This is a genomic window from Neosynechococcus sphagnicola sy1 (genome assembly GCF_000775285.1).
GTDB classification, from domain to species: Bacteria; Cyanobacteriota; Cyanobacteriia; order Neosynechococcales; family Neosynechococcaceae; genus Neosynechococcus; species Neosynechococcus sphagnicola.
Window position 1 is genome coordinate 32687 of the sequence record NZ_JJML01000029.1, and the last position, 25653, is coordinate 58339.

At 52.3% G+C, this 25653-nt stretch carries 21 protein-coding genes and 5 pseudogenes; 14 read left to right on the forward strand and 12 right to left on the reverse strand.

The window, feature by feature from the left end; all coding sequences use genetic code 11:
• Window positions 1-147 precede the first annotated feature (147 nt).
• From DO97_RS12995 to DO97_RS30275, 3 genes and pseudogenes are all read left to right on the forward strand, one after another.
• A complete protein-coding gene (locus DO97_RS12995; protein ID WP_036534115.1) occupies window positions 148-669 on the forward strand; it encodes a hypothetical protein in 522 nt (173 codons plus the stop codon).
• Between the two features lie 356 nt (window positions 670-1025).
• A pseudogene (locus DO97_RS30270) lies at window positions 1026-1298 on the forward strand (alpha/beta hydrolase); the annotation flags it as partial.
• Window positions 1297-1674 carry an alpha/beta hydrolase gene (locus tag DO97_RS30275; RefSeq protein ID WP_420805874.1) on the forward strand — a complete coding sequence of 126 codons (378 nt, stop codon included), beginning with the start codon at window positions 1297-1299 and terminating at the stop codon, window positions 1672-1674. The pseudogene DO97_RS30270 and the gene DO97_RS30275, both read left to right, overlap by 2 nt.
• Before the next feature lie 15 nt (window positions 1675-1689).
• On the opposite strand, the gene DO97_RS13005 is transcribed toward DO97_RS30275, so the two are convergent.
• Together DO97_RS13005 and DO97_RS13010 are read right to left on the reverse strand one after the other, a co-directional pair.
• Window positions 1690-2142, reverse strand: coding sequence for an SRPBCC family protein (locus DO97_RS13005; protein ID WP_036534120.1), 453 nt, complete (start codon window positions 2140-2142; stop codon window positions 1690-1692).
• Between the two features lie 23 nt (window positions 2143-2165).
• Window positions 2166-3596 (reverse strand): GTP-binding protein, encoded by a 1431-nt coding sequence (locus DO97_RS13010; RefSeq protein WP_239651727.1) that lies wholly within the window; start codon window positions 3594-3596, stop codon window positions 2166-2168.
• Window positions 3597-3907: 311 nt separating this feature from the next.
• On the opposite strand from DO97_RS13010, the pseudogene DO97_RS30280 reads away from it, so the two are divergent.
• Window positions 3908-4601 (forward strand): annotated as a pseudogene (locus tag DO97_RS30280) (glutathione binding-like protein).
• On the opposite strand, the gene ggt reads toward DO97_RS30280, so the two are convergent.
• Window positions 4598-6271, reverse strand: a complete 1674-nt coding sequence (gene ggt / locus DO97_RS13020; protein ID WP_239651715.1) for a gamma-glutamyltransferase — start codon at window positions 6269-6271, stop codon at window positions 4598-4600. The pseudogene DO97_RS30280 and the gene ggt overlap by 4 nt on opposite strands.
• On the opposite strand from ggt, the gene DO97_RS26685 reads away from it, so the two are divergent.
• Together DO97_RS26685 and DO97_RS13025 are read left to right on the forward strand one after the other, a co-directional pair.
• On the forward strand, window positions 6270-6482 hold the full coding sequence (locus tag DO97_RS26685; RefSeq protein WP_239651716.1) for a hypothetical protein: 213 nt from the start codon (window positions 6270-6272) through the stop codon (window positions 6480-6482). The two genes, ggt and DO97_RS26685, sit on opposite strands and share 2 nt — an antisense overlap.
• A 26-nt stretch (window positions 6483-6508) precedes the next feature.
• The gene (locus tag DO97_RS13025) at window positions 6509-9799 is read left to right on the forward strand and encodes a glycoside hydrolase family 15 protein (protein WP_052128715.1); all 3291 of its coding nucleotides are present in this window, start codon (window positions 6509-6511) and stop codon (window positions 9797-9799) included.
• Here DO97_RS13025 and DO97_RS13030 read toward each other — a convergent pair.
• From DO97_RS13030 to DO97_RS13040, 3 genes and pseudogenes are all read right to left on the reverse strand, one after another.
• Complete coding sequence (locus tag DO97_RS13030) at window positions 9796-10518, reverse strand: carbonic anhydrase (RefSeq protein WP_036534123.1); 723 nt, start codon at window positions 10516-10518, stop codon at window positions 9796-9798. The two genes, DO97_RS13025 and DO97_RS13030, sit on opposite strands and share 4 nt — an antisense overlap.
• An 82-nt stretch (window positions 10519-10600) precedes the next feature.
• Complete coding sequence (locus DO97_RS13035; protein WP_036534124.1) at window positions 10601-10909, reverse strand: P-II family nitrogen regulator; 309 nt, start codon at window positions 10907-10909, stop codon at window positions 10601-10603.
• A 4-nt stretch (window positions 10910-10913) separates the two neighbouring features.
• Window positions 10914-11882: pseudogene (locus tag DO97_RS13040) on the reverse strand (sodium-dependent bicarbonate transport family permease).
• Window positions 11883-12125: 243 nt separating this feature from the next.
• On the opposite strand from DO97_RS13040, the gene DO97_RS13045 reads away from it, so the two are divergent.
• The gene (locus DO97_RS13045; RefSeq protein ID WP_036534126.1) at window positions 12126-12755 is read left to right on the forward strand and encodes a 4Fe-4S single cluster domain-containing protein; all 630 of its coding nucleotides are present in this window, start codon (window positions 12126-12128) and stop codon (window positions 12753-12755) included.
• Window positions 12756-12775: 20 nt separating this feature from the next.
• Here DO97_RS13045 and moaA read toward each other — a convergent pair.
• A pseudogene (gene moaA / locus DO97_RS13050) lies at window positions 12776-13766 on the reverse strand (GTP 3',8-cyclase MoaA).
• A gap of 84 nt (window positions 13767-13850) precedes the next feature.
• Here moaA and DO97_RS13055 point away from each other — a divergent pair.
• Both DO97_RS13055 and gyrA read left to right on the forward strand, forming a co-directional pair.
• Window positions 13851-14045 carry a hypothetical protein gene (locus DO97_RS13055; RefSeq protein WP_036534128.1) on the forward strand — a complete coding sequence of 65 codons (195 nt, stop codon included), beginning with the start codon at window positions 13851-13853 and terminating at the stop codon, window positions 14043-14045.
• Window positions 14046-14382: 337 nt separating this feature from the next.
• Window positions 14383-16961, forward strand: a pseudogene (gene gyrA / locus DO97_RS13060) (DNA gyrase subunit A).
• A 1-nt stretch (window position 16962) separates the two neighbouring features.
• Here the strand turns inward: gyrA and DO97_RS13065 are convergent.
• Entirely contained in the window at window positions 16963-17811 is an 849-nt protein-coding gene (locus tag DO97_RS13065; protein WP_036534131.1) for a PD-(D/E)XK nuclease family protein, read from the reverse strand.
• Window positions 17812-17826: 15 nt separating this feature from the next.
• Window positions 17827-18414: a PAP/fibrillin family protein gene (locus DO97_RS13070; protein WP_036534133.1), complete on the reverse strand. Its 588-nt coding sequence runs from the start codon at window positions 18412-18414 to the stop codon at window positions 17827-17829.
• A gap of 87 nt (window positions 18415-18501) precedes the next feature.
• Between DO97_RS13070 and DO97_RS13075 the strand changes: the two genes are divergently transcribed.
• Both DO97_RS13075 and mraY read left to right on the forward strand, forming a co-directional pair.
• Window positions 18502-18741, forward strand: coding sequence for a DUF3134 domain-containing protein (locus DO97_RS13075; RefSeq protein WP_036534136.1), 240 nt, complete (start codon window positions 18502-18504; stop codon window positions 18739-18741).
• Between the two features lie 58 nt (window positions 18742-18799).
• Window positions 18800-19900, forward strand: coding sequence for a phospho-N-acetylmuramoyl-pentapeptide-transferase (mraY, locus tag DO97_RS13080; protein ID WP_338038682.1), 1101 nt, complete (start codon window positions 18800-18802; stop codon window positions 19898-19900).
• Window positions 19901-19977: 77 nt separating this feature from the next.
• Here the strand turns inward: mraY and DO97_RS13085 are convergent, their stop codons facing one another.
• The 3 genes from DO97_RS13085 to DO97_RS13090 form a co-directional block, all read right to left on the reverse strand.
• Window positions 19978-20877 carry an EF-hand domain-containing protein gene (locus DO97_RS13085; protein ID WP_204368621.1) on the reverse strand — a complete coding sequence of 300 codons (900 nt, stop codon included), beginning with the start codon at window positions 20875-20877 and terminating at the stop codon, window positions 19978-19980.
• A gap of 264 nt (window positions 20878-21141) precedes the next feature.
• On the reverse strand, window positions 21142-21288 hold the full coding sequence (locus DO97_RS25185) for a hypothetical protein (protein ID WP_204368622.1): 147 nt from the start codon (window positions 21286-21288) through the stop codon (window positions 21142-21144).
• Between the two features lie 191 nt (window positions 21289-21479).
• Window positions 21480-22226 (reverse strand): creatininase family protein, encoded by a 747-nt coding sequence (locus DO97_RS13090; protein WP_036534139.1) that lies wholly within the window; start codon window positions 22224-22226, stop codon window positions 21480-21482.
• Window positions 22227-22576: 350 nt separating this feature from the next.
• Between DO97_RS13090 and DO97_RS13095 the strand changes: the two genes are divergently transcribed.
• From DO97_RS13095 to rcbX, 3 genes are all read left to right on the forward strand, one after another.
• Entirely contained in the window at window positions 22577-23413 is an 837-nt protein-coding gene (locus tag DO97_RS13095; protein WP_036534142.1) for a carbohydrate ABC transporter permease, read from the forward strand.
• Between the two features lie 259 nt (window positions 23414-23672).
• Entirely contained in the window at window positions 23673-25103 is a 1431-nt protein-coding gene (locus DO97_RS13100) for a form I ribulose bisphosphate carboxylase large subunit (RefSeq protein WP_036534144.1), read from the forward strand.
• A 78-nt stretch (window positions 25104-25181) separates the two neighbouring features.
• Window positions 25182-25604: a RuBisCO chaperone RbcX gene (gene rcbX, locus DO97_RS13105; protein WP_036534147.1), complete on the forward strand. Its 423-nt coding sequence runs from the start codon at window positions 25182-25184 to the stop codon at window positions 25602-25604.
• Window positions 25605-25653 lie beyond the last annotated feature (49 nt).

Genomic DNA, 25653 nt, shown 5'->3' on the forward strand with positions numbered 1-25653 from the left:
AGCGATCGCCTGGTTAACAGAGCGGATTGATGCCCAGGAGGGTTCAACCGTTTATGTATGCTACGGCATACATCCTGAGGAAGTTGCATAACTGAGCAGGCTCCCTGATCTTGAACCGATCTCCTGCGAGGCAGAAGGAAGATTTATATGGCAGGCTCTTGGCTGACAAAGCTGCTCCGTCGTGATCAACGATTATATTCTTTAGTGCGAACTTATCGGGTGCTGAGTTCTGCGTCCGTGGATGCTCTGTGGCAGAAGGTCACAGACTTAGCCGATGTCTCCTGGCATCCCTTACTTGCTAGCACCAATGTTCCCTATGGCTTGGTAGCAAAACCTGGATTGATTTATCGAGGCGTGACCCGCCTGATTCCGATTCCGGTGCGCGTGTTTGTGGAGCGAGTCCGCCCCGGAGAATTACTGAGTGTCCGCATTCTGGCCCTGCCTGGGGTGGAAGAGCAAGTGACCTATCAGGTAGATTCGACCCTCTGCGGCACGTGTATTTCGTGTTCCGTCACCCTCCGGGGATATCTATCTCCCCTGCTGTGGTCGTTGATTCGGCCCCATGCTGCAAGAGTCGCCGCAGCACTGGCACAGGCAGCGGAGCAAGCGACCTTATCGGCAGTTACTGGAGAAGTCCATCCTAGAAAGAAGCAAGCCTTTGATTTTTAGGGTGAAAGAGGTCAGGCACTGGTTGAAGCTAGGGATTTAACCAGTACTTAACTCAAGCTTCATGGATTGCGTCACCTCACCTGATAAAATTTGGCACTGAGATTCTTCGACCACCATGGCCCAACAGAGCGGGAAAACACTCGGGCAAGAACGGCTTGGCAGCTCAAAATATGCCAGGATATCACCCCAGCATTGCGATGGTTCACATAGTTACACTAGAGTGGCCTGGTTTTAAATAAATCAACATTAGGAGTTTCTCCGTGATTTTCTCATCTCAGTTCCGCCCCCTGTCATGGCTGCGACACCGCTTCGCAGGTTCCAGTCAGCGAGTGTTTAAATTCATCGTTCTCAGTTTCATGTTGGTGTTGGGCATTAGCATCAGTCTTTTCTTGCAGACTACGGGTGCAGTGGCTGCCAATACGATCACACTCCAGTATGGCCCCATTCAAAAGGCAATGCCCGTCACTGAGTTGCAGGCATTTGCTCAGTCGGGTCAGCCCTCTGATTTAATCAAACAACTATTGCAGTTAAGCAATCAAAAGCCTGAGCAGGTTCAAAAACTTTTGACTCAGAATATCCCCATTTCCTCGGTGACGATGGGACGGCTGGTTAACAGCTATATCGGTGGTGTCATCCTGGGACAAGTTGGGCAGATTATCCTCCCAGCCGGGGGGTGGCGATCCGGTAAAGGCCCTGCAAACCGCCTTAACCACAGCAGCCCAATCCAACCAAGTTTCAGTTTTGAGTCTGATTCAGAGTTATCCCTCAGATATCACCATCAACGGTCAGAAAGCGATGGCGATTTATCAGCAAGTTGAAAAGGATAGTCAATACCTGCCGGAAGTCCTCTCAGGTCTGCAAGCTTTGTTACCATCTTTGCTCCCTGGCTTTAGTTTGGGCAGTGGCTGTGCAACGCCAATGCCAACGATGTCTCCTGCTCCTATTACAAGTCCAACGACGACGACAACTCCAGTTCCTAGCATGACTCCCGCCCCAATCCCCTAGCCTCTCTAAGTAACTCTACGGCAGCTGTTGATATAACTCCTCTGCTAGACGTTTGAGGCGGAGGAGTTGTGCTTTCATGTCTGCCTGTGTCCAGCGAGCGGCAAAGACGTTAAAGCCAAATTGCACCAATGGGTTGGGAATCTTAAATTCAAAACGGTTTCGCAGTTGGGTTCCCCCTGTAATCGGTTGGCACTCCCAGCGATCTCGCCCTTGGAAAAAGCCCTGAAACTCCCAGACAATTAACCCTGGTTCTCGTTCGACCACGGTGCTAGCCAGCGTTGGCTGCCACAGGGGAGTTTGAATCACAAATCGGCACTGACTTCCTAACTCCACCCGCCAGTCTCCCACGGGATCGCAGCGCAAGAGGGGATTCAGCCAGCGGTGCATCAGGGTGCGATCGCTGAGACAGCGCTCCACAGTGGTGGCACTGGCCCAAATCTGCACCGACTGTTCAAACACCTGCAACATCTGAAGACGCTCTTCTGGAAGGTTTAGGACGGTACCCGATACCGCCAATCGAGTTTAGCGTGTAACTCTTCCTTGATGCGACTCAAGATTGAGTTTTCATCCAAGGTTGCTAGAATCCGACTGACGACGGCTTTAGGGCCATCGGGTCCCCAAGCCGCTCCGTTGGCGAGGTAGGTTTTGGCAATTTGCCCTAGGGCATAGGAGGAGACCCCGGCTACCCCCGCCTGAGTCACTGCAACGGAAAGATAAGGCCCTAGAGACAGACCTGCCGTGGCGGTGGCTGAGACACCGAGGAGGGTTTTCAGCGAACTTAAGCCCAACGTCGCTAGCAGTTCACTCGCACTCAGTCCTCCCATACTGAGGGCAATTTTTTGCAATAGCCTGATGGCTCCCGTCTGGGTCATGCTAATGCCGTATAACTTAGACAGAGAGAGCACCACAGCCACATCAATCACTGCTCCACTGAGCAGATCGACCACCGTTAAAGGGTTGAGGGCGATCGCCACTGCTTTGGTGATGACACCGTTCCAGATCAATTGATTGGCAGCCTGTTCTCGAATCAGCATTTTGCGCTGTACGAGTTGTTCATTGACATCATCGGCATAGAGCATGGTGTTGAGAGCCACCAGCGCCATCCCTTCCCGCTGTAAAACTTCTAGGATTTTCAGCTTCAGATCTTGCACCTGAGGTTCGCCCCGGACCAGTTGCACCGACCGACTGCCATCGGTGCGATATTCGAGGGTCGGCACTAGGGGGGAGGCCGCCGCCATGACAATTTCCTCCGCCGACAACAACTCTCGCACCCGCTCGTCGCGAATTTTAGCGTAGATCGCCTCACAGTCGGCTTCGGGGTACTGATCCACCTTGTTAAACACTAGGAGGATAGGCTTGCTAGCTTGGCGCAGTTCTGAGAGGGCATTGTGTTCGATCTGGGTGATATCCCCAGCCACCACAAATAAGATTAAATCAGCCTGTTGTGCCACTTGACGGGCGAGAAGTTCCCGCGTTTCTCCATCGACTTCATCAATACCAGGGGTGTCAATCAATTCCACTTGGGAGTGGCCTGAACTCGGAAGGGTGACTCGGAACAGGCCGCGACCATCGCTGCCTGCCAACCCCTGCCGCTGCACCACAATGCCAGAATGGGTTCCCCCAGGATGCCAGGAAGCTGATTGGCGATCGCGGGTGACACCGTGGATTGGCCCGGTCTGGAAAACATCCTGCCCCAGCAAGGCATTTAATACAGATGACTTCCCCCGCCCCACCATGCCAAAGACGGCAATATGGATTACCTGCCGCTCTAGCTTATCTAGCATCAAGCCGAGGCTCTGAATTTCTGTTTCTAGGCCCACCTGTTCTTGGGGTGTCAGGTTTAGGGTTGAGACCATTTCTCGGAGGGCATCTTGGGCTTGCTTATAGGTCAATTCAGCTTGAATCTGCTCAAAACCCAGCAGGGTTGCATCTAGATCCTCATCTGGGAACTGGGCATCCTTAGCAGCGGATGCATCTGACCAGGAAGAGTGGGGAGGAAAATCAGGGAACGACGAGACCACAAACTGCTCTCCAGAGACGATGCTTACCACGGGCCACTGCTTAACCCAGTGTGTCCTTTCCTTCTCCAGTCTAGTCGGCTGTTCAGTTTTAGTTGATGGATGCAGGGTTGTAAGAGAGGCGATATGTCTCGACAGACCAAGCTATCTGACCCGCGGGATAGAATGCAAGGCAACATCAATGAGAACGGCTAAAACGATTTTTCGGAGGGGAAATGATTGACCTTTACTACTGGACAACTCCCAACGGGCACAAAATCACAATTTATCTAGAAGAAGCCGAGCTACCCTACACCATCCAACCGATTAATATTGGCAAGGGTGATCAGTTCCAGCCAGGGTTTCTCAAAATTTCGCCCAATAATCGCATTCCCGCCATCGTCGATCTAGCCCCTGGGGATGGCGGTGAACCGATCCCTGTGTTCGAGTCCGGGGCCATCCTCCAATACCTGGCAGTAAAAAACCGGAAAATTTTTGCCCTCGGATCTGCGGCGGCGATTTGAAGTGATGCAGTGGTTATTCTGGCAGATCGGGGGGCTGGGGCCAATGCTGGGGCAAAATCATCACTTTGGGCATTATGCTCCGGAGAAGATTCCCTACGCCATCCAGCGATATGTGAAGGAAACGGAACGCCTGTATGGAGTTTTGGATCAGCAGCTGACCGATCGCGCCTTTATTGCCGGAGACTATTCCATCGCTGACATCGCAGCCTATCCCTGGGTTGTGCCCTACGAAATGCAGCAGCTAAATCTTGATGATTTCCCCAACGTCAAACGTTGGTTTGAGTCGATCCAAGTCCGCCCTGCGGTGATCCGTGCCTATGCCAAAGCCACGGAGTTCAAGACCCAGTCAATCTCCACCGATGCATCTAGGAACATTCTCTTTAACCAGGGACGGCGATCGCCCTAGTAATTAGCTACAGCCCCTTCCCCGCGTGGATCAGCAGCTCCCGCTAGGGTGCCGTTGGCGGTGCGGACGATCGCCGAGGCATTTCCCCAGGTGCCCCCTGTGCGAATCTGGTAGCCCCGGCGGCGCAGCTCCCCAAGGGTGAGACTGTCCAAACCCCAGGGTTCCACCCGCAGTTGATCCGGTAACCACTGATGGTGCAGGCGGCGTGCCGCGATCGCAGTGGTGACATCCATGTCGTAGACCAGGACATTCAGGAGCACTTGCAGAACCGTGGTAATGATGGTGCTGCCGCCGGGGGCACCTACAACCAGCCGCAATTGGTTGTTTTCCGTAACAATGGTGGGGGTCATGCTTGAGAGGGGAGTTTTACCGGGGGCGATGGCGTTGGCGTCGCGTCCCACGAGACCAAAGGCGTTGGGCACATCGGGGGCAATGGCAAAATCATCCATTTCGTTGTTCAGCACAATGCCCGTCCCCGGCACGACCACCCCAGATCCAAAGCCCAGGTTAATCGTAAAGGTGAGGCTGACGGCATTTCCGGCACTGTCCACTGTGTTGAGGTGACTGGTTTCGGTCGATTCTGGTGTCAGGGGGTGTCCCACGGCGATCGCCCTGGGGGTGCTGGAACTCTTCCGACTGCGAGGGAAAGGGGAGCCAAACCGTTGCAACATCGCCGCAGAGGCGGGGCGGATGGACGGGAAAGGGAGAGCCGCATCGGGCAGGATTTCGCGGCGGCGGAGTTGGCCATAGCCAGGGTTGATCAGTGCCGCCACCGGCACGGTGACAAAATCCGGATCACCCAAATATTCAGCCCGATCCGCATAGGCAATCCGCATGGCTTCAATTATCAGTTGCAGTGCTTGGGGATCATGCCAACCCATGGCCTTAAGATCCGTGTCTCCGATAATATTGAGGATTTGCAGCAGGTGAACCCCACCGGAAGAGGGAGGGGGCATGGAGCAGATCCGCATCCTGCGAAAGTCGCCGCAGACGGGTTGACGCCAAAGGGGGCGGTAGTGCTGCAAGTCGGCCAGGGTCACCAACCCGCGATGGACGGCCATATCCTGGGCGATCGCCTGGGCAATGGTTCCGGTGTAGAAGGCTTGCGGGTTTTGGGCAATGACTTGGAGGGTCTGAGCCAAATCTCGCTGCACCAGGCGATCTCCCACTTGCAACGGCTGCCCCTGGGGGGCAAAAATAGCCCTAGCCGCTGGTTGCTGTTGCAGTGTCGGCTGTCTAGCGATCGCCGCAGCCAGATGGGGGGTGACAGGAATACCAGTCTGGGCTAGCCGCACTGCGGGAGCCACCACCGTTGCCCACGGTAATTGACCATAGCGCCGTTGTACCTCAAACAACCCCGCCACCGTTCCTGGTGTGGCAACTGCCAAATAGCCATCGGTACTCGCACGGGGGCGTACCTGACCCGCCGCATCCAGAAACATGGTCCGAGAGGCGGCCAGGGGTGCCCGTTCTCGAAAATCCAGGGCTTTGATCTCTCCGGTTTGCCCCCACCGCATCAGCAGAAAGCCGCCACCGCCAATGCCAGCCGAAAAGGGTTCGACGACGGAAATTGCCAGGGTTGTGGCCACGGCTGCATCCACTGCATTGCCGCCCTGTTGCAGCATCTGCACCCCCGCCTCACTCGCCAAGGGATGGGCCGACGTTACCATGCCCCGTTGTCCACGGACAGGGGTGGACGACACGACCTGTGCCGATAACCCCACCGCCAGCAGCACCCCGCAAACCGCCCCAGCTCGAGAAAGATGGCTGATCGCTGCCCTGATTCGTATGATGGTGAAACGGTTGGCCTCAACCCTTACCCTTAACAACGTTGCAAACATTCTCGACAACAATCCGTTCGATCACGCTTTGATTCTTTGATTCTGCCACTCTAGACACGCCTGAGCATGACTATTTTCCCTTCCATCGACGTTGCTCCGCCCCCCGCTGCTCCCCTTGCATCCAGATTAGATACCTATTACCAGCAGGTAACAGCGATCATTCTCTCTCGCCAACATCCGATAACGGGGCTACTGCCTGCCAGCACGGCGATTAATGCCCACGGCGACTACACCGATGCCTGGGTGAGAGACAACGTTTACAGCATTCTGGCCGTCTGGGGACTGGCACTGGCCTACCGGAAGTTAGAGAGCGACCAGGGGCGCACCTATGAACTCGAGCAGAGTGTGGTGAAGCTGATGCGGGGGTTGCTGTTTGCCATGATGCAGCAGGTCGAAAAAGTCGAGCGGTTTAAAGTCACCCAAGCACCTCTGGATGCCCTCCATGCCAAGTACGACACCAGCACTGCGGCAACCGTTGTCGGGGATCAACAGTGGGGACACTTGCAACTGGATGCTACCTCGCTTTACCTGTTGATGCTGTCCCAGATGATCGCCTCTGGATTACAGATCATCTTCACCCAAGACGAAGTCAACTTTGTCCAAAACCTGGTCTATTACATTGGGCGAGCCTATCGCACTCCGGACTACGGCATCTGGGAACGCGGCAACAAAGCCAATCAAGGGAACCCAGAACTCAATGCCAGTTCTGTGGGCATGGCAAAGGCAGCCTTGGAAGCCATCAATGGCCTGAATTTATTTGGTATGCGGGGCAGTCAAGCTTCGGTGATTCATGTGCTGTTGGATGAAATTGCTCGGGCACGCACAACTCTGCGATCGCTGCTTCCGAGGGAATCCGGTTCCAAGGAGGTCGATGCAGCCCTCCTAAGTGTGATTGGCTATCCCGCCTTTGCCATTGAGGATGCCGCCTTGGTGGAACGGACACGCACCGATGTTGTCACCAAGCTGGAGGGGAAATATGGCTGTAAACGCTTCTTGCGAGATGGACACCAGACGGTGATTGAAGATGCAAGCCGTCTGCACTACGAGCCATGGGAACTGAAGCAGTTTGAACATATTGAGTGTGAGTGGCCCTTATTTTTCACCTACCTCTTACTTGATGCCTTGTTTCGCGGCGATCGCGATCAAGTCGAGTCCTACCATCAAAAGCTGCAATCTCTCCTGGTGGAGCAGAATGGCTATCAACTATTGCCGGAGCTGTTTTTTCTCCCTGCGGCTGCCATTGAAGCCGAACGGGCGATCCCCCAAAGCCAGCCCCGGCTCCCCAATGCCAACCTGCCGTTGGTTTGGGCGCAAAGTCTCTATCTACTGGGGCAACTGCTGCGGGACAGTCTTTTAGCCGTGGGAGACATCGATCCCCTGGGACGCCACCGGCGGATTAGAACCGATCAGCCCCCCATGGTTCAAATCGCCCTGCTTGCAGAAAACGAAACTCTCCAGGCAGAATTGGCAACCTACGGTATCGCCACCCAGACCCCCCAACAAATTGCCCCGATCCAGGTGCGCCAAGCCGATGAATTATCGGCAATTTACTACCAGATTGGTCGCAATGACAAGCTGCGGCTGACGGGACGCCCGATTCGCCGTCTGCGCAGTCTCACCACCTCTAAAATTTTCCGTATTCGCGGCACTACGCTTGTGTTTTTGCCCGCCTTCCTCGATCAGCAGCAATTTTATCTCACCCTTGATTACCATTTTTTGGTGTCTCAGATTAAGGGCGAACTGGTCTACATTCAGCGCCACTGGCATCACTTAGGCCGCCCCACCATGACACTGATGCTCACCCAAACAATGTTTGACATTGGCCGCACTGGGGGCATCGATCAATCCCCCCTGCTGAAACTGCTGAATGAATTGCAGGAGGGGAACTGCAACGGGGTCACCGTGAAACTAGGTTCCCTGAATCAACTGATGCTCACGGCAGGAACGGAACGGATTGACTTTATTCATGACTTTCAGTTCTCCGAGGCTCCCTTGCAGGGGGTGTCACCCCTGGCTGAGGTTTTACGCGCTGACCCCAAGGCCAATCATCCCTTAAGCAATACCCAGGAATTTTTACTGGAATCTGAAACCGATGTCTCCTGCTTGCTGACCACCCTGCGTCAGTCTGCTAATCTCTACGAGCAAATCGACTTACTAGAAACCCTTACCCAATTAAGGGGGCTGGACTTTGACACAGGATTAGACGCTGGCTTGCTAGAGGCCAGTTCTCCCCTCACCGTTGCCGATTTGTTGCATGAGGTTTATCTCAAGGCCGGACAACTGCAACTCTGGGCGATCATTCGCCGCGCGGCTGGTTTGATGGATAAAGTGGATATTGGTCTGGGAGATGCGGTCACTAGCATTCTGATCCAAGGCAAACAGATTGCAGTGGGTAAATCCTATAACGAGGCATCCCTGATCACCAGCCCCATGCCGTCTGCGGATGTCATGGCCAAGATTGCCGCTTTCAGTAGCAAGGATGTGCGAGAACCGCCCCTGACTCAGGAAATCATCATTTACATCAGTGTGCTGATCAAAACTGATCCGCAATTATTTGATGGCTTGCTGACCTTGCGAGTCGGCTATCTGATTTTGCTGATCACCAGCGAACTAGCCCAGGAGTTGCAGGTTACCCAGGATGAGGCTTACGAATACTTGATGCGGCTGAGCCCCTTCGAGGTCAAAATGCGGTTGCGCCAAGTGCTGGTTGGTTATGCCGATCTGAATCAAACCCTCTTCCAATTGGAATCGCTGCATGTCAAGCAGCAACAATCAATTCAGTGGGTTGTGATTGCAGAGACCGATTCAGAAAGCCCCACCAACTGGTTGTTGCAACGCCAGAGGGATGGCGGACTAAACCGAGTCCCTAAGGGCTTTTATCCCAAGGTTTGGCAGGTGATGCAGCATTGTAAAGGATTAGTGATTGGCGATAAGCTCGATCGCCGCAATCGCCTTGACAGTGATCTGATTCTGGCAGAAATGACCCCAGGAGAGAAAAATTTTGCCCTGCGAGTGGAGCATCTACTGAACAAAATTCAGGCTCCCGAATACCGTCAGGTCAACATAGAAGCACTCATGGAACTAGCAGCGATCGCGGCGCAAAACCCAGCGTTACAAATTGAGGATTATCTAGTTCTAGATGTCCTCATTGGTCATGCGGTTCGCCTCGCTTGGTTAGACCGACACCCTCAACACAGTCATGACTACGATCAACAGAAAGGACTGGCATGGCGATCGTTCTACGCAACGTCTCCTTACGTTTGCGCTAGCTACATTGCCAAAGCCCTCCGCTTCTTGATGAAATTGGCACAGACCAATCTAGAGACAGCAACCCTAGACCTGTTAACCGTTCACTAAGCAATCATCTTCACGATTCCTGTATCGAGGTCGTATCGTCCTCCCACAATTTTCAATTTACCGGACTGCATCCGCTCCATGAGCAGCGGCGATCGCTGCAACTGTTCGATCTGATAGCGCACATTGGCAACTACCGCATTGTCCACCAGATCACCGGACTGATTTTTAACCCGTTTCACCGCTGGCAGAATGGCCTCAACAAAGGTACTAATCTCACCGGGGAGGGCTTCGTTTTGAACCGCAGCGGTGACGGCTCCACAGCGTTCATGACCGAGCACCATCAACAACGGTGTCCCTAGCAGCACCACCGCATATTCAATACTGCCGATCGCTTCAGGCGTAGCGATATTCCCGGCAATTCTCACATCGAAAATATCTCCAATGCCCTGATCAAAAACTATCTCAGCCGGTACCCGTGAATCGGCACAACTCAAAAGCGTAGCAAATGGATGTTGGGCTTGAGCAACTTCCCGTAACCGTAACTCAGACTGATCAGGGTATTGAGGATGATGCTGGACAAATCGTTGATTGCCCTCGATTAATTTTTGCAGCGCGGCACTGGGAGAGAGGGATGATGGCGCGATCGCTGATAATTCGGCAGCGTGAACCGGTTTAACTCGCCAGAGCAAACTACTGGCGGCTGCTGTTAACCCCAGGGCTCTCATCGACCCTAGTTTTAGCAGATTGCGACGACCGATAAAATGCTTGTTGTGATCCATATTGATTCTCCAGAACAGATGGGAGGATGAAAAAATAAAAACGTTCAGTCTCCTTGATCATGGATTTTTCATCCTCTCTGCTTCACAGCGATGCCACACATTTAACCGAGCGAATCTCCATCACATCTGAGATATAACAGGTTCCCCCAAACTTATTCAGGAGTGGTCGAACATTTTCAACCACTGCTTTAGCCTGATCCGGCATACAGAACGCGATAATATAAACATTGTCGAGCATGGTCATGTCTAAATCTTCACTATCTCGCAATCCTTTACCGGCAACATTGCGAATCACGGCATGACCATGGACACCTGATTTATCTAAACCATCCACGATCTTCTCTAGTTCAAATGAGTTGGCAATAATCTCTATTTTTTTAACGAGATGCATGGGATTATCTCCAAAACAGGTTAATTACATACAGATAAATTGGAATTCCCACAATGATGTTGAACGGGAATGTCACCGCCAGTGCCGTGGAAACATACAGACTGGGATTTGCTTCCGGCACCGTCATCCGCATTGCTGCTGGGACAGCAATGTAGGAAGCACTCGCACAGAGGACGGAGAACAGGAGTGCATTGCCCTGGGGCATACCAATGAATTTAGCGATCAGCAACCCAATACCTGCGTTGAGTATAGGAATCAGTATGGCAAACAAGATCAGTAAAAACGCCGGTTTTTTGTAAGTCTTTAATTCTTCTCGCGGCGACTAGTCCCATATCCAGCAAAAAGAAGGTGAGAACGCCATAGAACAGTCCCTGAGTGAAGGGTTCCAAGACTTGCCAACCATGTTCTCCCGTCAATACACCGATCAGAAGGCTGCCCACGAGCAGGAAAACTGAACTGTTAAGAAATGCTTCTTGTAGCACTTCAGACCAGGAAAATTCACGCTTTTCATCCTCCGTAAACAGATTCACAAGAATCAAACCGACAATGATCGCTGGAGACTCCATCAGTGCCAGGGCTGCGACCATATAGCCATCAAAATTAATGCCCAGTGCCGTTAGAAAGGCACTTGCGGTGATGAATGTAACAGCACTGATGGAACCGTAGGTGGCCGCGATCGCTGCGGCATCATAGGTATCAAGTTTCAGTTTCAGAATAAAAAAGGTGTACAGCGGCACCACGCAAGCCATCAACACCGCAGCCAGGAGGGTCAGACCGACTTCCTGGGACATGCCACTCTTGATCAGCTCCACCCCTCCCTTAAACCCGATGGCAAATAGCAGATACAGCGAGAGAAGCTTGGGGACAGGGGCAGGAATTTCCAGGTCGGATTTGACAAAAACAGCCATCATCCCCAAAAAGAAAACAGGATCGGTGGATTCAAGATATTGGATATGATCAAACTGGTATCCATGTCCATCCCCCTTGAGGCTGATATAGCCGAAAGTTTAAAAAACTTTGCATTCTGAAAAACGAGTGTAACGGTTGAATCATGATTTATCGTGTCCTGTCCCCCCATGTCAATGAGATGATGAAGTGGATCAGGAATTGTCAGACTTAGAATAACCGTTTCTTAACTAGATCTTTGGCGTATCCCCCCTAAGGATTCGATCTCCAAGGGTGCAGTCCCTGACATCACATTCATGGAGGGAGTCTGATGAAAAATCATAAAACGAACCCGTACCTTGATCTGCTAGCCATTCCCCCCGGTTATCTCAACATCATGGGATACGTAGACGAGTCAGAGGTGAACGGCCCTGGGAGTCGGGCCGTGATCTGGGTACAGGGATGTTTGCGGGAATGTCCGGGCTGTTTTAATCCAGATTCCTGGTCTTTTGAAATCAATCAGCTGATTGGGGTAGAGGCTCTGGTTCACAAGATTCTGAGCAATCCTCGCAATCAAGGGGTCACCTTCTCGGGGGGAGAACCCTTTTGGCAAGCCCCGGCCTTGGCTGAGTTGGCTCGTAAAGTCAAAGCAGCGGGGTTAAATGTCCTGTCATTTACGGGCTTCACCCTGGAACAATTACAGTCGGATCAGTCGCCAGCAGGGGTTCAGGACTTGCTGGCACAGCTTGATCTTTTAATTGACGGGGCCTATGTCCAGTCCTTGGCCATCCATTCCCCCGAGTCTCTCGTCTCGTCCAGTAACCAGCGGGTACATGTCTTCAATCCGGCCTTCAAGGATCGTCTCACCTGGGCCAGTGACCAAATGGAAATTCATATTCTCAAGGACGGCAGCCGGATTGTTACGGGCTACCAAGGTCAAATGATGCTGGCTGATTCCTAGGATCTGCCGCAGCAACCTCATCAACCCCCAATTTGAGACATGGTTCGGGCGTAGGTTCCGGTGGTTGTCCCAGCATTGCGATCTTTAAAGTTAATGTCGGGCTTGATGGCGAGTAGTTGCTGTACCTGGTGTTGCAGTTCCGCCCCAGTAGCTCCTTGGCGCAGAGCTGTTTTTTAAATCGATTTGTCCGGTTTCGTTCAGCAGGCAGGGTCGTAACCAGCCATCCGCAGATAGGCGCACGCGATTGCAGCGATCGCAGAAACATTCTGACATTTGGCTGATAAACCCCAGGGTGCCCTTGGCTCCAGGAATTTGGAAGACATCCGCAGGGCCATTTCCCCTGACTTGACCGGCCATCAGACCCCAGCGGGCTCGAATCCGCTGCCGCAATTCTTCGGAAGCAATCCAACCGCGATCGCCAAAGAGATGGGAATTCCCAATGGGCATAAACTCAATAAACCGCACGTGCCAGCCGCGATCCAGGGTTAAGGCAGCTAGATCTAAGATTTCCTGATCATTAACCCCAGGGATAATCACCACGTTTAGCTTCAGGGGATCAAACCCCACCTGGTGGGCGGTCTGAATACCCTGCCAAACCTGCTGCCAGCGAGAGCGATGCCGCCCCCCAACAATCTGGTCAAAGGTTTCTGGGTTGAGGGAATCAAGACTGATGTTGATGCGCCGCAACCCCGCATCATAGAGATCCTGCGCCAGGGTTGCCAGGGAGAAGCCATTGGTGGTCATGGCTAAATCTTGAGTTTCAGGCAAGGCGGCGATCGCCCGCACCAGATCCACCACACCGGGACGTAACAGGGGTTCTCCCCCTGTGAGCCGAAACCGGGTGAACCCCACTGGAATCATCACCTCTTCCAGGAGCCTCAGCAGTTCCCCATGGGTCAATAGATCCTGCTGCAAAATATAGTCAAGCTCCTCTGCTTCTGGCATGCAGTAGAGGCAGCGGAAGTTACAGCGGTCTATGAGGCTGATCCGAAGGTAGTCGACCTGATTCATGCTCCTATTGTGACTGATCTGAACTAGATAAGGACTTGATTCCCAATTTTCAATACTTGCAATCATTGAACTCTTGCCGCTGCCATGGTGGAGAATCCCCCTAACTGTGGTATTACCGATGGGCATCAGTTCTGGCGGCAGACCAACAAAGGGATTGCCACCAGCCATCATTGTTTTCAAGTTCTTCCTCACCACTGGCAGCAGTGGACTCAAATCTCAGACTTGATGCTTCAGGAAGTTGAAGGGAGTGAGCTTCTCCACAACTACCAGGGGGCTTAGATTACTCAGGTAATTGTCAGTTCAATTCAGATTTCCTCGGTGGGAAATTAAACCCATAAACCTTGGTTTTTCATTGGTTAAATTCCAGTATTGAGGCGAAGAAACTGCCATGATTGACGTTAGTCTTAGGATCAAAAATGGGCTGTCTCAAATACCATGCAAAGCCACCCCCGTGAGTGCTCAGTCTGGGTTTTACAGGTGTGGTGAATGGAGTGTGGTAAAATTGTAGCGTCTCGAACTGTTTTGGGCAGTTAATTTAAGGGTTTTCGGCATTAGTTCTGAACCACTTAATTTAGTTGTCCAATCTTTAATTTGCATTTTTGGAGCGGCTGACCCGATGACTTTTTCCCAGGAACCCACTCAAGAGCGAATCGTCCCCACAGACCTGCGGATTGAGATGTCCCGCTCCTACCTGGAATATGCCATGAGCGTGATTGTCGGTCGGGCGCTACCAGATGCCCGCGACGGACTCAAACCGGTGCATCGTCGGATTCTCTACGCCATGCACGAGTTGGGTCTGATGCCTGACCGTCCCTTTCGCAAGTGTGCCCGTGTGGTTGGGGAAGTGTTGGGTAAATACCATCCCCACGGGGATACGGCTGTCTACGATGCCCTGGTGCGGATGGCTCAGGACTTCTCCATGCGATCGCCGTTGATCAATGGTCACGGCAACTTCGGCTCCGTTGACAACGACCCCCCGCCGCCATGCGGTACACCGAGTGTCGCCTGCAATCCCTCACCACAGAGGCCTTATTGCGAGACATTGAGGAAGAAACCGTTGATTTTGGGGACAACTTTGATGGCTCCCAACAAGAGCCCCTGGTATTGCCGGCTCGGATTCCCCAACTGCTGCTCAATGGCTCCTCTGGGATTGCGGTGGGGATGGCCACCAATATTCCGCCCCACAATTTAGGCGAACTGATTGACGGTCTTAGTGCCCTGATTGAGAATCCAGAGCTGACCGATATCGATTTGATGCACTACATCCCAGGGCCTGACTTCCCAACAGGGGCTCAAATTATTGGCACTAGCGGCATTCGGGAAGCCTACACCACAGGCCGAGGCTCTGTCACCATGCGGGGGGTGGCGACCATTGAGACCCTGGAACATCCAGGCCGCCCCGATCGAGAAGCAATTATTATCACCGAGCTACCCTACCAGACCAACAAGGCGGCTCTGATTGAAAAAATTGCCGAAATGGTCAACGAAAAGCGACTGGAGGGCATTTCTGATATCCGGGATGAGAGCGATCGCGACGGCATGCGCATGGTGATTGAACTGAAGCGCGATGCCTACCCCAGGGTGGTGCTCAACAACCTCTACAAGCAGACCCCCCTCCAGGCCAATTTCGGTGTCAATATGTTGGCACTGGTGAATGGTGAACCCCAAACCCTGGCCCTGAAGCAATTTCTCACGGTGTTTTTAGACTTTCGGGTGGAATCGATCACCCGACGCACCCGATATCAACTCCGCAAAGCCGAGGAACGGGATCACATTCTCCAAGGATTACTCATTGCTCTGACGAACCTGGATAGCATTATTGTGCTGATTCGTCATGCCGCAGATGCCCCCACCGCCCGCCAGGAATTAATTAGTACCTATGGATTGTCGGAACCCCAGGCGGATGCGATTCTCCAGATGCAGCTCCGCCGATTGACGGCCTTAGAAGCGGAAAAAATCCAGCAGGAACACGAAGACTTACAAGTCCAAATTACCGATCTCCTAGACATCCTAGAGCGACGTGAGCGGATTCTGGAGATCATTCAAACTGAAATTACCCAACTGAAAACCACCTTCGCCACCCCCCGTCGCACGGTGATTGAAGCCGCCGAAGGGGAACTTGGTGATGTTGATCTGATTGCCAATGAAAAGGCCGTCATCCTGCTGACGGAGCAGGGGTATATCAAGCGGATGCCCGTGGATACCTTTGAGTCCCAGAGTCGTGCGACTCGCGGTAAGTCAGGCACTCGCATGAAGGAAGATGATGGGGTCGAGCACTTCCTCACCTGTTGTGATCACGATAGTGTCTTGTTCTTCAGCGATCGCGGTGTCTCTTACTGCCTGAGAGCCTATCAAATTCCCGTGGCCTCTCGCACCAGCCGGGGAGTGCCGATTGTCCAACTCTTACCGATCCCACGGGACGAAAAAATCACCTCAATCGTCCCAGTCACTGAGTTCAGTAACCAGGAATATCTGGTGATGCTGACCAGTGGGGGCTACATCAAAAAGACCGTTCTCGCGGCCTTTAGTAATATTCGCGCCAATGGCCTGATAGCAATTTCCCTGGAAGAGGGGGATCAACTGCGGTGGGTGCGACGAGCCACTCCTGAAGATAGCATTATCATTGGCTCTCGCAACGGCATGTCCATCCACTTCCGAGCCAACCATGAACAGCTTCGCCCCTTGGGGCGGGCGACCCGCGGTGTCAGAGCCATGGCCTTGCGTCAGGGAGATAACCTCATTGGCATGGATATCCTCTCGGCTCAAGTGATCGCCAATCTACCAACCACCGAAGAGCCCGAACTTGAGGTGGCTGAGGTTGAGATCACCGATGAGGCACCCTTAGAGGAAAGTACCTGCCTACCGGAACAGGGGCCGTGGGTGTTGGTGGTCACCATGGGGGGCTATGGCAAACGAGTGCCAGTTTCCCAGTTTCGCCTACAAAATCGGGCGGGCTACGGAGTCCTCTCCACCAAATTTCGCAAATCCCAAGATCGTCTAGCATCCCTGCGGGTGGTGAACGCCGATGATGAATTGATGATTGTCACCAGTCGGGGAATTATTATCCGTCAGGCGGCCAATGCGATTTCCCACCAGTCGCGAATGGCAACAGGGGTGCGACTGCAACGCTTAGATGAAGACGATGCCGTGGTGGCCGTGGCGTTGGTGCCTCCCACCGCCGAAGAAGAGGAGTAAACTACAGGGCGATTTCTGGAATTTGGGCTAGATCTGGAATCTTGGTGGCCTGGAACGCGGTCGCTGGCTGAGAACTGCGCTGACAGCGGCACGCAAAGGGGCAGCTAGGACATTGCCCGGTGGAGAGGGCAACTTGGGGAAAGGGTTGTGCCTGTTCGTAGTTTCGCAGCCAGCCCCTGAGTTGGTTCAAGAGAGTGGTGAGATCCTGCCGAGTCTGCTGATGCAGGGCGGTATTATACGCAAAGGTCAAGCTTTGGGGGCTAGGGGTTGCTCCCTCCACGCTCATCGTGTCGAAGAACCAGTAGGTCATGGAAATTTGCTCCGGTGTATAGGGACTGGTTTCCGTGAGGACAAAGGGATACAGCCGGGTTTGCCAGTTGTTTGCCAGCCAGCGGTGCTGCTGGGGCCGAGGATAGGTTTTCCAGTCTAGAATTTGAGCCTGTTGACCATCCGCGATCAGCAGATCACAGATAATAGTGAGCCAAAAGTCTTGCCAGTAGAGCGATCGTGGATATTCACTCTGACGCCAAGGCGTGAGGCTACCAGGGAGATTAGGGGCGGTGGTCTCAGCACTCCCTAAAATTTCTGCTTCTGCCAACACAAAGGCGTTCAGCCACTGGTGCAGTTGGGGATCACCTGCTGTCAAAGGCTCAATGGGTAACCCCAACGCTCGTTGTTGCATCAGCAGGTGAAAGCGACTCCCCGAGGTTTGGCGATCGTGCTGTTCGGAGGAAATCGGGGAGCCGAGGTGATCTAAATAGAGGTATTGAAACTTGCGGGGGCAGTCTGCCAGCACATTCAGATGTCCCTGAGACAGCCGCATTAAGGGTGGGGTGGAAATTGCTGCCATGGGGTAACCCTCGATCTAGGATGTCTTGACCAGCACAAAGACACTGCCCTCATTGCCGCGCCCAATCCGCAGTTCCTGATCGAGATAGGTGATATCAACCCAGCCCAGACGCTCTTGTTTTTCTAGGGAGATATCCAACGCCCACAGGCGCTGCCCAGTTTTGAGTTGTTCAATTAAGTGGGCGGGCGATCGATAATCTATCAGTCGCTGAAAACCCAGCAGGGAGCGCTCAAACTGTACCGATATCCGACAGTCGGAGACGGCTTGAAACCGAGCCACCACACTGACAATTGCCTCTAGATAGGGGAGGCCTTGCAATTCAGCAATATTGTAGAGTTTTGACTCCTCAACCCGGATACATTGGTAAACCGGGCCAAGCTGAACCAGGGGAAAACGGTTAATGCCGAGAATGTCTCGACTGGTGGTGTAGATCAACTGCCAATCCCCGTCGAGGAGAGCGGCGGCCTTCGTTGGCTGGGGGGTGGGATTGTAGCCTTCCAATTGGGCGATCGCCGCTAGGATCGCTTGTTTTTCCGTTTCCGTCGCCAGTAATCCCCGATTTTTCCCCGCGATCGCCTGTAAGAGAGTCGTCTTTGTCATCATTGCCTACGTCCTTCTGACCACAGCGGTTGGCTAATTGTTTTAAGATGAAAGACTGAGATCTACTGTTTATCGAGTCTAACCCCAAGTATGGTCTACAACCCTTCCCTGCGTGAAGAGCCTCGTGAACAACGGGCAGCCGTAATTCCCCTCAAACCGGGGGCTTCGATCCTGAACTGGCTGGAAAGCAGTGGACGGTTGCTGGCTCGTGATGGTCATGATTTTGACTATCCGGCAGACGGCGAAGAAATTTCAGAGTTGATGGGTGGCGATGACAACACCTATGAAGTCGATGACGACGATGACGAGGTTCTGGATTTAGAAGATTAGTGCCCGTCACCCGCTCAAACATGACAGCTTCTCAACAGTTGAGGGAATTGAGGCGTGAGTGCTAACGTATCCCGTAGTTTCCCCCTCTCCGGTACCCATTTGCTGCTGCTGCTCGGGGGGGGGGTTAGGTGCAACGGCTCTGATTCTGGATCATCTCTGGGGTCATCCCCCGCCTCTATCCTTGACCTTCCCCCTTGTTACCAGTGCCCTGGTGACTGCGGGGGTGGGCTATTGGGTCGTACCGTTACTGCGAGCCTTAAAGGCTGGGCAGGTGATTCGAGAAGATGGCCCCCAAGCCCATTTGCAGAAAGCCGGAACCCCGACGATGGGTGGGTTGTTTTTCGTCCCTGTGGCGGTGGCGATCGCCTTGATTTGGGCCGGATTAACCTTGGGAATTACGTCCTCTGATTTTGTCTATGTGATTGCCACGGCAACCCTCACCCTGGCCTACAGTTTTATCGGCTGGCTCGATGACTGGCAAATTCTCCGCCGCCGATCCAACAAAGGGATATCGCCGCGTATGAAGCTGGCCTTGCAGATTGGGTTCAGTGCCCTCTTTTGCCTCTGGTTGGCTTGGAGTCAGCCCCAACTGAGCACGATGTCCTTTCCCTGGGGGCTTGCGCTTCCCTTGGGGCTGTTCTTCTGGCCCCTAGCCTGGTTTGTGCCTGTGGCGGAAAGTAATGCCACGAACTTGACGGATGGTTTGGATGGTTTGGCGGCAGGAACCGGGGCGATCGCCCTCTTGGGATTGGGAGCCTTAATTGCACCAGCTTTTCCCGGACTGATGTTGCTCTGTGCCAGTCTCAGCGGTGGCTATCTGGGCTTTCTGGTCCATAATCGCCACCCAGCGCGAGTATTTATGGGGGATACGGGTTCCCTGGCCTTGGGGGGAGCCTTGGCGGCGATCGCCCTCCTGAGTAATACCTTATGGGCGTTACTCCTTCTCAGTACCTTATTTCTCCTGGAAACCCTGTCGGTGATTGCCCAGGTGAGTTACTACAAAGCCACAAAAGGGCCGGATGGAGTGGGTAAGCGGCTTTTGAAAATGGCTCCCTTCCATCACCATTTGGAACTATCCGGCTGGAAAGAAACCCAGGTGGTTGGGGTGTTTTATCTAGTCAATGGATTACTAGCACTACTCTGTTTGGTGCTGCCCTAAAAATTGTGTGATCTCAATTCAGTTGAGGAGCATTGCAAAGATGCTAGGCGATCCCTCCGTTTGGAACTGATCCTTTGTCAGGAGCGATAAAGTATCTTTGAGAAAGCAAAAGACCAGATGGGTCGCATATATTGAAAGAATTCCTCGAAGGAAAATTTTCTATCGCCATTCAAATCATACATTCTGAGATACTGTTGTACTTCCTCCTCTGGTAAGCCCCACTCCAGGAGCAAGGTCTGGATTTCAAAGAAATCTAAAAAGCCATTGCGGTAAATATCCAATTGACTGAATACAATTTTGGCCCTTTCTTCGTCGCCAATGGTTTTAGGATCTTTGGATAAATATTCATTTTGACTTTGAGCCGCTGTTAGCCGCTGCTTGACGCTAGGGATTTGCCAGACATGTTCATAAAATAATTCAAAACTAAAACCTTCATTTGTGCCCTTTTGACTAATAAAGGCTTCCACGAAACTATTGGGGACTTGCCATTTTTTCAAAATCTCTTTGGTTTCTTCCTTGTCTAGCCAACCATTGCCATCTGTATCTAACTGGACAAAAACGGATCTGGCTATCTCGCGATCGCTGGCCCCAGCAGTAATATTGAAATTATTACTGAGCCACAATTCTCTAGCAGGCTCGTTAATTAACGTTTGTCTAGTACTTTCACGAACGAGACTAATTTTTTCTTCTTGGGTAGGCTGCATTATGAGGTTGTACAAGCCGATATAGCATAGTAAAAACCCAACTAAAGATAGATTTCCCAAGGGCCCTAAAACCGCTGGAAATATCAAGAAGCCAGCAACCAATATGGAACTAGAATAAAGGGATTCTTTGAAGATACCAAGGGTTGAAAATAAAAATAAAAAACTCGACACCAGACGTAAATATTCAGTACCAAAAAAGTATTTAATAACCACACGGTTGATTCTGGATTTAATAGTAGTTGTACGGCACAATACAAGTGCAACCCGACGCAAAAGATGTAGGAGGGTACCATAATCGCCTTAGCACCAAAGACAATTGGCGTTTGATAACTTGACGAAGTGATGTGTCCGATAATGGCTGACAGAGCCATTAGGGTTGCCCAAATAGTCGGATCGCTACTAAAAAAAGCGACGATGCCACAGAGTAATTCTATGATTCCTGAAATCGCATGTACTCGAATGGAAAATTTTCGTGCCGGAAGCATTAAAAATTTAGGATGGGGCGGAGTCGTATAGTGATAATACAGGACATAGAAATTACAAACGATAGAGGCGGCACAGAGGGCTAGTTTTTTGTTTGGTGAAATCAACTTCTGTGGTAAAACTAGTCGCAAGATAGAAATAAACTCCCATGTAAATGATCAGCGGTAGTAATAGCAGCGCCACCTTGAGAGTTTTATTCATTTTCTTCATCCTTTGCTATCTGCTGGGTTGTAACATAACGCGATCGCCCTAGCAACTTATGGGAAAGTGGCTCAGGTGGTTGGAGTATTCGGTTTGGCCAATGGACTGCTAGCAATGCTCTGCTCGGTGCTGCCCTAACATTTCTCTATCCCCAACTGAGGGGGTGGGCAGCCTTACTGCTCTAGGTGGCTTCAGAGTTCATTCATAAATTTCAGGTAGCTTTGGCTGAGTTCTTTGACCGAGGCTTCATAGAACTGTTGCCCATGCTCGGGGGTTGCCAGATTTGGGTTAGAACCCATGCGGCCATCCGGGTAACGGCGGCGAAAATCCATTGCTCCGTAGATGCTATGGTCTGGACTCACATCCGGTGAGAGTGCAGCTTGCTTTCGAGCCTCCGGGTACAAATATTGGGTGACGGCAACTTCGCTGGGGGTGGCATGGGATCCTTCCTGATCCCCGTAGAGGTCGCGGGCCAACTTCATCACCGCACTGCCTGTAAACCAATTCCCCAATTGGCACCGAACGAGTTCTCCCTGGGGTAAGTTGAGGTCAGATACATGGGCGTAGGTTTCTGAAAAAGCAGCTCGCAGGGTTGCAATGTTCCCCCCATGGCCATTAATAAAAAAGAAGCGGGTAAACCCAGTACGCACCAAACAGGTGAGGGTGTCTCGAACCACCAACATCAGGGTACTGGGTCGGAGGCTGATACTGCCTGGGAAAGCGGTGTGGTGGAGGGCCATGCCGACAGGGATCGTGGGGCCAACCATGGCTTGGGTAGAAGCTCCTACCCCCTGGGCGATCGCCTCAGCACAGATGGCATCGGTACCAATTAAGCCCGTCGGCCCATGCTGCTCGGTAGACCCAATGGGGATGATCATGCCCTGAGATCGCTGCAAATAGGTTTCTACTTCCGGCCAGGTACTTAAATGCAATAGCATGGGGACTCCAAACAAGAATGAACCGAGGGCGATCGACATCCTCTGACACCTGCTCTGATTCTAGCCAGCGGTTCTGGATGGCTTCGATGAGCCATCAGCCAAATCTGGCCTGTTAGACCGCCTCCCAGGATCCACGGTTGCTCATCTGAGAAGGTTCTAAGCTACTTGACCAACACTATAAAATCAAGCAAATCAGCATGGAGTACGTAAAGATATGGGCTTGCAGTCTTCTTCAGCACCATCCTTTTGGATATCCCGGTTGATCACAGGCGCTGATATGCTTTTGGGCAAGTGTTGCCCAACCTGACAATCAAAGGCTGCAATCTTTCGTCCCAAAAACCCCGGAAACCATGTTGAGTCAAAAGCAAAAATGGTGGCAAGTGATCTTGATGTACGGGTTGCTGACAGCGATCGCCCTAGGGATGCTGGTTCCCCTGCTCTGGCTCCTGAGTACGGCCTTCAAATCCGCCGCTGAAGATATTTTTCAATTTCCCCCACAATTTCTGCCAGCCCACCCCACTGTTGAGAATTTTATCAAAGTCTGGCAAAGTAATCCCTTTGGTCGCTATCTGTTCAACAGCACTGTGGTTGCAATCTTAACCGTAGGCATGAACCTATGCTTGTCGTCCTTAGCGGCTTACCCGTTGGCTCGACTGGATTTTCGGGGACGAGAGATCATTTTTGCTGCGATCGTCTCCACGATCATGATTCCGTTTCAAATTGTAATGATCCCGTTGTATATCTTGACCGTGCAACTGCACCTGAAAAATACCTATTTGGGGCTGATTTTTCCGGCGATCGCCTCAGCATTCGGGATTTTCCTCCTCCGACAGGCCTTTCAAGGGGTTCCGAAGGAACTTGAGGAAGCAGCGCGGATGGATGGGTGCACGGAGTTGGGCATTTGGTGGTACGTGATGCTGCCCTCGATTCGACCGGCCTTGGTCACCCTGGCTATTTTTGTGTTTATCGGCTCCTGGAGCGACTTTCTCTGGCCGTTAATTGTCCTGGATCGTCCAGAACTTTATACCCTGCCCCTGGGAGTCGCGACCTTAGCGGGAACCTTTTCCCTGGACTGGCGACTCATTGCGGCGGGTTCTGTGATTTCGATCGCGCCAATTATTCTCTTTTTCTTGGTCATGCAGCGCTATATTGTGCCCACAGAAGCAGCAAGTGGCGTTAAAGGCTGACATCTGGGGATCGTAAACATATACAGCGCTATATTACAAAAATTAACACTACAAGAATACTTATAAATGGGTCAAGAAGTTCTGAAGTTTTGCTTATGTGATCCCTGATATATTCAAGTTGTCCCGGTCTCTATACACCCCATAGAGAGAACTCAATTTCTTCGTCTCATGTGTCTGCGGGTGGAGCGTTAGTTGGTTAGAGTCCATTACTAGCGAGACAGGTCTGTCTAGAGCATTCAGATTTTTTAGGAAGGTAAGTATGTCTTACGCGAAAACAAAAACCCAGGCCAAAGCTGGGTATTCAGCCGGAGTTAAGGATTACAAACTAACGTACTACACTCCGGATTACACCCCCAAAGATACAGATATTCTGGCGGCATTTCGTGTGACTCCTCAGCCCGGTGTCCCACCGGAAGAAGCGGGAGCCGCTGTCGCAGCCGAATCTTCCACCGGCACCTGGACAACCGTGTGGACTGACCTGTTGACTGACCTCGATCGCTACAAAGGTCGTTGCTACGATATCGAACCCGTTCCTGGTGAAGACAACCAATTTATCGCCTTCATCGCCTATCCCCTGGATCTATTTGAAGAAGGTTCTGTGACCAACATGTTGACCTCCATTGTGGGGAACGTGTTTGGGTTCAAAGCCCTGAAAGCCCTGCGTTTGGAAGATCTACGGATTCCCGTTGCCTACTTGAAGACCTTCCAAGGCCCACCCCACGGGATTCAAGTCGAGCGTGACAAAATTAACAAGTACGGTCGTCCCCTCCTGGGTTGCACCATCAAGCCCAAGCTGGGTCTATCGGCGAAGAACTACGGTCGTGCGGTGTATGAGTGTCTCCGTGGTGGTCTCGACTTCACCAAAGACGATGAAAACATCAACTCCCAACCGTTCCAACGCTGGCGCGATCGCTTCTTGTTTGTTGCCGATGCCATTCATAAAGCCCAGGCTGAAACGGGTGAAATCAAGGGACATTACCTCAACTGTACGGCTGCAACCTGCGAAGAAATGTTGAAGCGGGCTGAGTTCGCCAAAGAACTGGAAATGCCCATTATCATGCATGACTTCTTGACGGCTGGCTTTACCGCCAACACCACCCTTTCTAAGTGGTGTCGTGACAATGGTTTGCTGCTGCACATTCACCGCGCCATGCACGCTGTGATTGACCGTCAGAAGAACCATGGGATGCACTTCCGCGTCCTCGCCAAGTGCCTGCGGATGTCCGGTGGTGACCATATCCACACCGGAACAGTGGTCGGAAAACTGGAAGGTGACAAAGCCGTCACCCTGGGTTTCGTCGATCTGCTGCGGGAAAACTACATTGAGCAAGACCGCTCCAAGGGCATCTACTTCACCCAGGATTGGGCATCGATGCCGGGGGTGATGGCCGTTGCGTCCGGTGGTATCCACGTATGGCACATGCCAGCGCTGGTTGAAATCTTCGGGGATGACTCAGTGCTGCAATTTGGGGGTGGTACCCTGGGTCACCCCTGGGGGAATGCACCGGGTGCCACCGCTAATCGTGTGGCTTTGGAAGCCTGCGTCCAAGCTCGTAACGAAGGTCGTGACCTGATGCGGGAAGGCGGCGACATCATTCGTGAAGCCTGCCGCTGGAGTCCTGAATTGGCAACGGCCTGCGAACTGTGGAAGGAAATCAAGTTCGAGTTTGAGGCACAGGACACCATCTAAATATAGGGCCACGGGCAAAAGTCAGCGGTAAAGAGTGAAATTTTCTTTTGCCTTTTCCTTTTACTTTTGCCTTGCCTTATGGATCTCAAGCAGATTGCGAAGGACACGACCAAAACGCTGATCAGCTATCTGACCTATCAGGCGCTGCGGGTTGTGATTGCACAGTTGGATGAAACCGAGCCGAAACGAGCGTACTGGTTACGCCAGTTCTCCTATCGGGTGAGCATTCAAGATGGTGAGAACTATCTGCAAGCCCTCTTCCAAGAAGAGCAGCGATTAGCATTCCGCATCCTAACGGTGCGAGAGCATATCGCTGAGGAAATTGCCGATTATCTACCAGAAATGGTTCGCACGGGTATCCAACAGGCCAATTTACAACAGCGCACCCAGCAGTTGGAACGGATGACCCAAGTGACTTCTGAGGTTCTAGAGGCCAGTCCTCGTCCTGATATTCCCATGCTTCCGGAGGCCCAGCCTGACGCAGAGACGGAAGGCGCTTAAGGCTTCCCACCCCTGAACTCCATCTGTAAAACCTAAAAATTACCGAGGA

What these genes read in the sequence shown, in the direction of transcription:
- DO97_RS12995 (WP_036534115.1), top strand. Translation starts at nt 148, where the DNA reads ATGGCAGGCTCTTGGCTGACAAAGCTGCTCCGTCGTGATCAACGATTA.
- DO97_RS13005 (WP_036534120.1), bottom strand. Translation starts at nt 2,142, where the DNA reads ATGTTGCAGGTGTTTGAACAGTCGGTGCAGATTTGGGCCAGTGCCACC.
- DO97_RS26685 (WP_239651716.1), top strand. Translation starts at nt 6,270, where the DNA reads ATGCCCCGTTGTCCACGGACAGGGGTGGACGACACGACCTGTGCCGAT.
- ggt (WP_239651715.1), bottom strand. Translation starts at nt 6,271, where the DNA reads ATGGTAACGTCGGCCCATCCCTTGGCGAGTGAGGCGGGGGTGCAGATG.
- DO97_RS13025 (WP_052128715.1), top strand. Translation starts at nt 6,509, where the DNA reads ATGACTATTTTCCCTTCCATCGACGTTGCTCCGCCCCCCGCTGCTCCC.
- DO97_RS13030 (WP_036534123.1), bottom strand. Translation starts at nt 10,518, where the DNA reads ATGGATCACAACAAGCATTTTATCGGTCGTCGCAATCTGCTAAAACTA.
- DO97_RS13035 (WP_036534124.1), bottom strand. Translation starts at nt 10,909, where the DNA reads ATGCATCTCGTTAAAAAAATAGAGATTATTGCCAACTCATTTGAACTA.
- DO97_RS13045 (WP_036534126.1), top strand. Translation starts at nt 12,126, where the DNA reads ATGAAAAATCATAAAACGAACCCGTACCTTGATCTGCTAGCCATTCCC.
- DO97_RS13055 (WP_036534128.1), top strand. Translation starts at nt 13,851, where the DNA reads ATGGTGGAGAATCCCCCTAACTGTGGTATTACCGATGGGCATCAGTTC.
- DO97_RS13065 (WP_036534131.1), bottom strand. Translation starts at nt 17,811, where the DNA reads ATGGCAGCAATTTCCACCCCACCCTTAATGCGGCTGTCTCAGGGACAT.
- DO97_RS13070 (WP_036534133.1), bottom strand. Translation starts at nt 18,414, where the DNA reads ATGATGACAAAGACGACTCTCTTACAGGCGATCGCGGGGAAAAATCGG.
- DO97_RS13075 (WP_036534136.1), top strand. Translation starts at nt 18,502, where the DNA reads ATGGTCTACAACCCTTCCCTGCGTGAAGAGCCTCGTGAACAACGGGCA.
- DO97_RS25185 (WP_204368622.1), bottom strand. Translation starts at nt 21,288, where the DNA reads ATGAATAAAACTCTCAAGGTGGCGCTGCTATTACTACCGCTGATCATT.
- DO97_RS13090 (WP_036534139.1), bottom strand. Translation starts at nt 22,226, where the DNA reads ATGCTATTGCATTTAAGTACCTGGCCGGAAGTAGAAACCTATTTGCAG.
- DO97_RS13095 (WP_036534142.1), top strand. Translation starts at nt 22,577, where the DNA reads ATGTTGAGTCAAAAGCAAAAATGGTGGCAAGTGATCTTGATGTACGGG.
- DO97_RS13100 (WP_036534144.1), top strand. Translation starts at nt 23,673, where the DNA reads ATGTCTTACGCGAAAACAAAAACCCAGGCCAAAGCTGGGTATTCAGCC.
- rcbX (WP_036534147.1), top strand. Translation starts at nt 25,182, where the DNA reads ATGGATCTCAAGCAGATTGCGAAGGACACGACCAAAACGCTGATCAGC.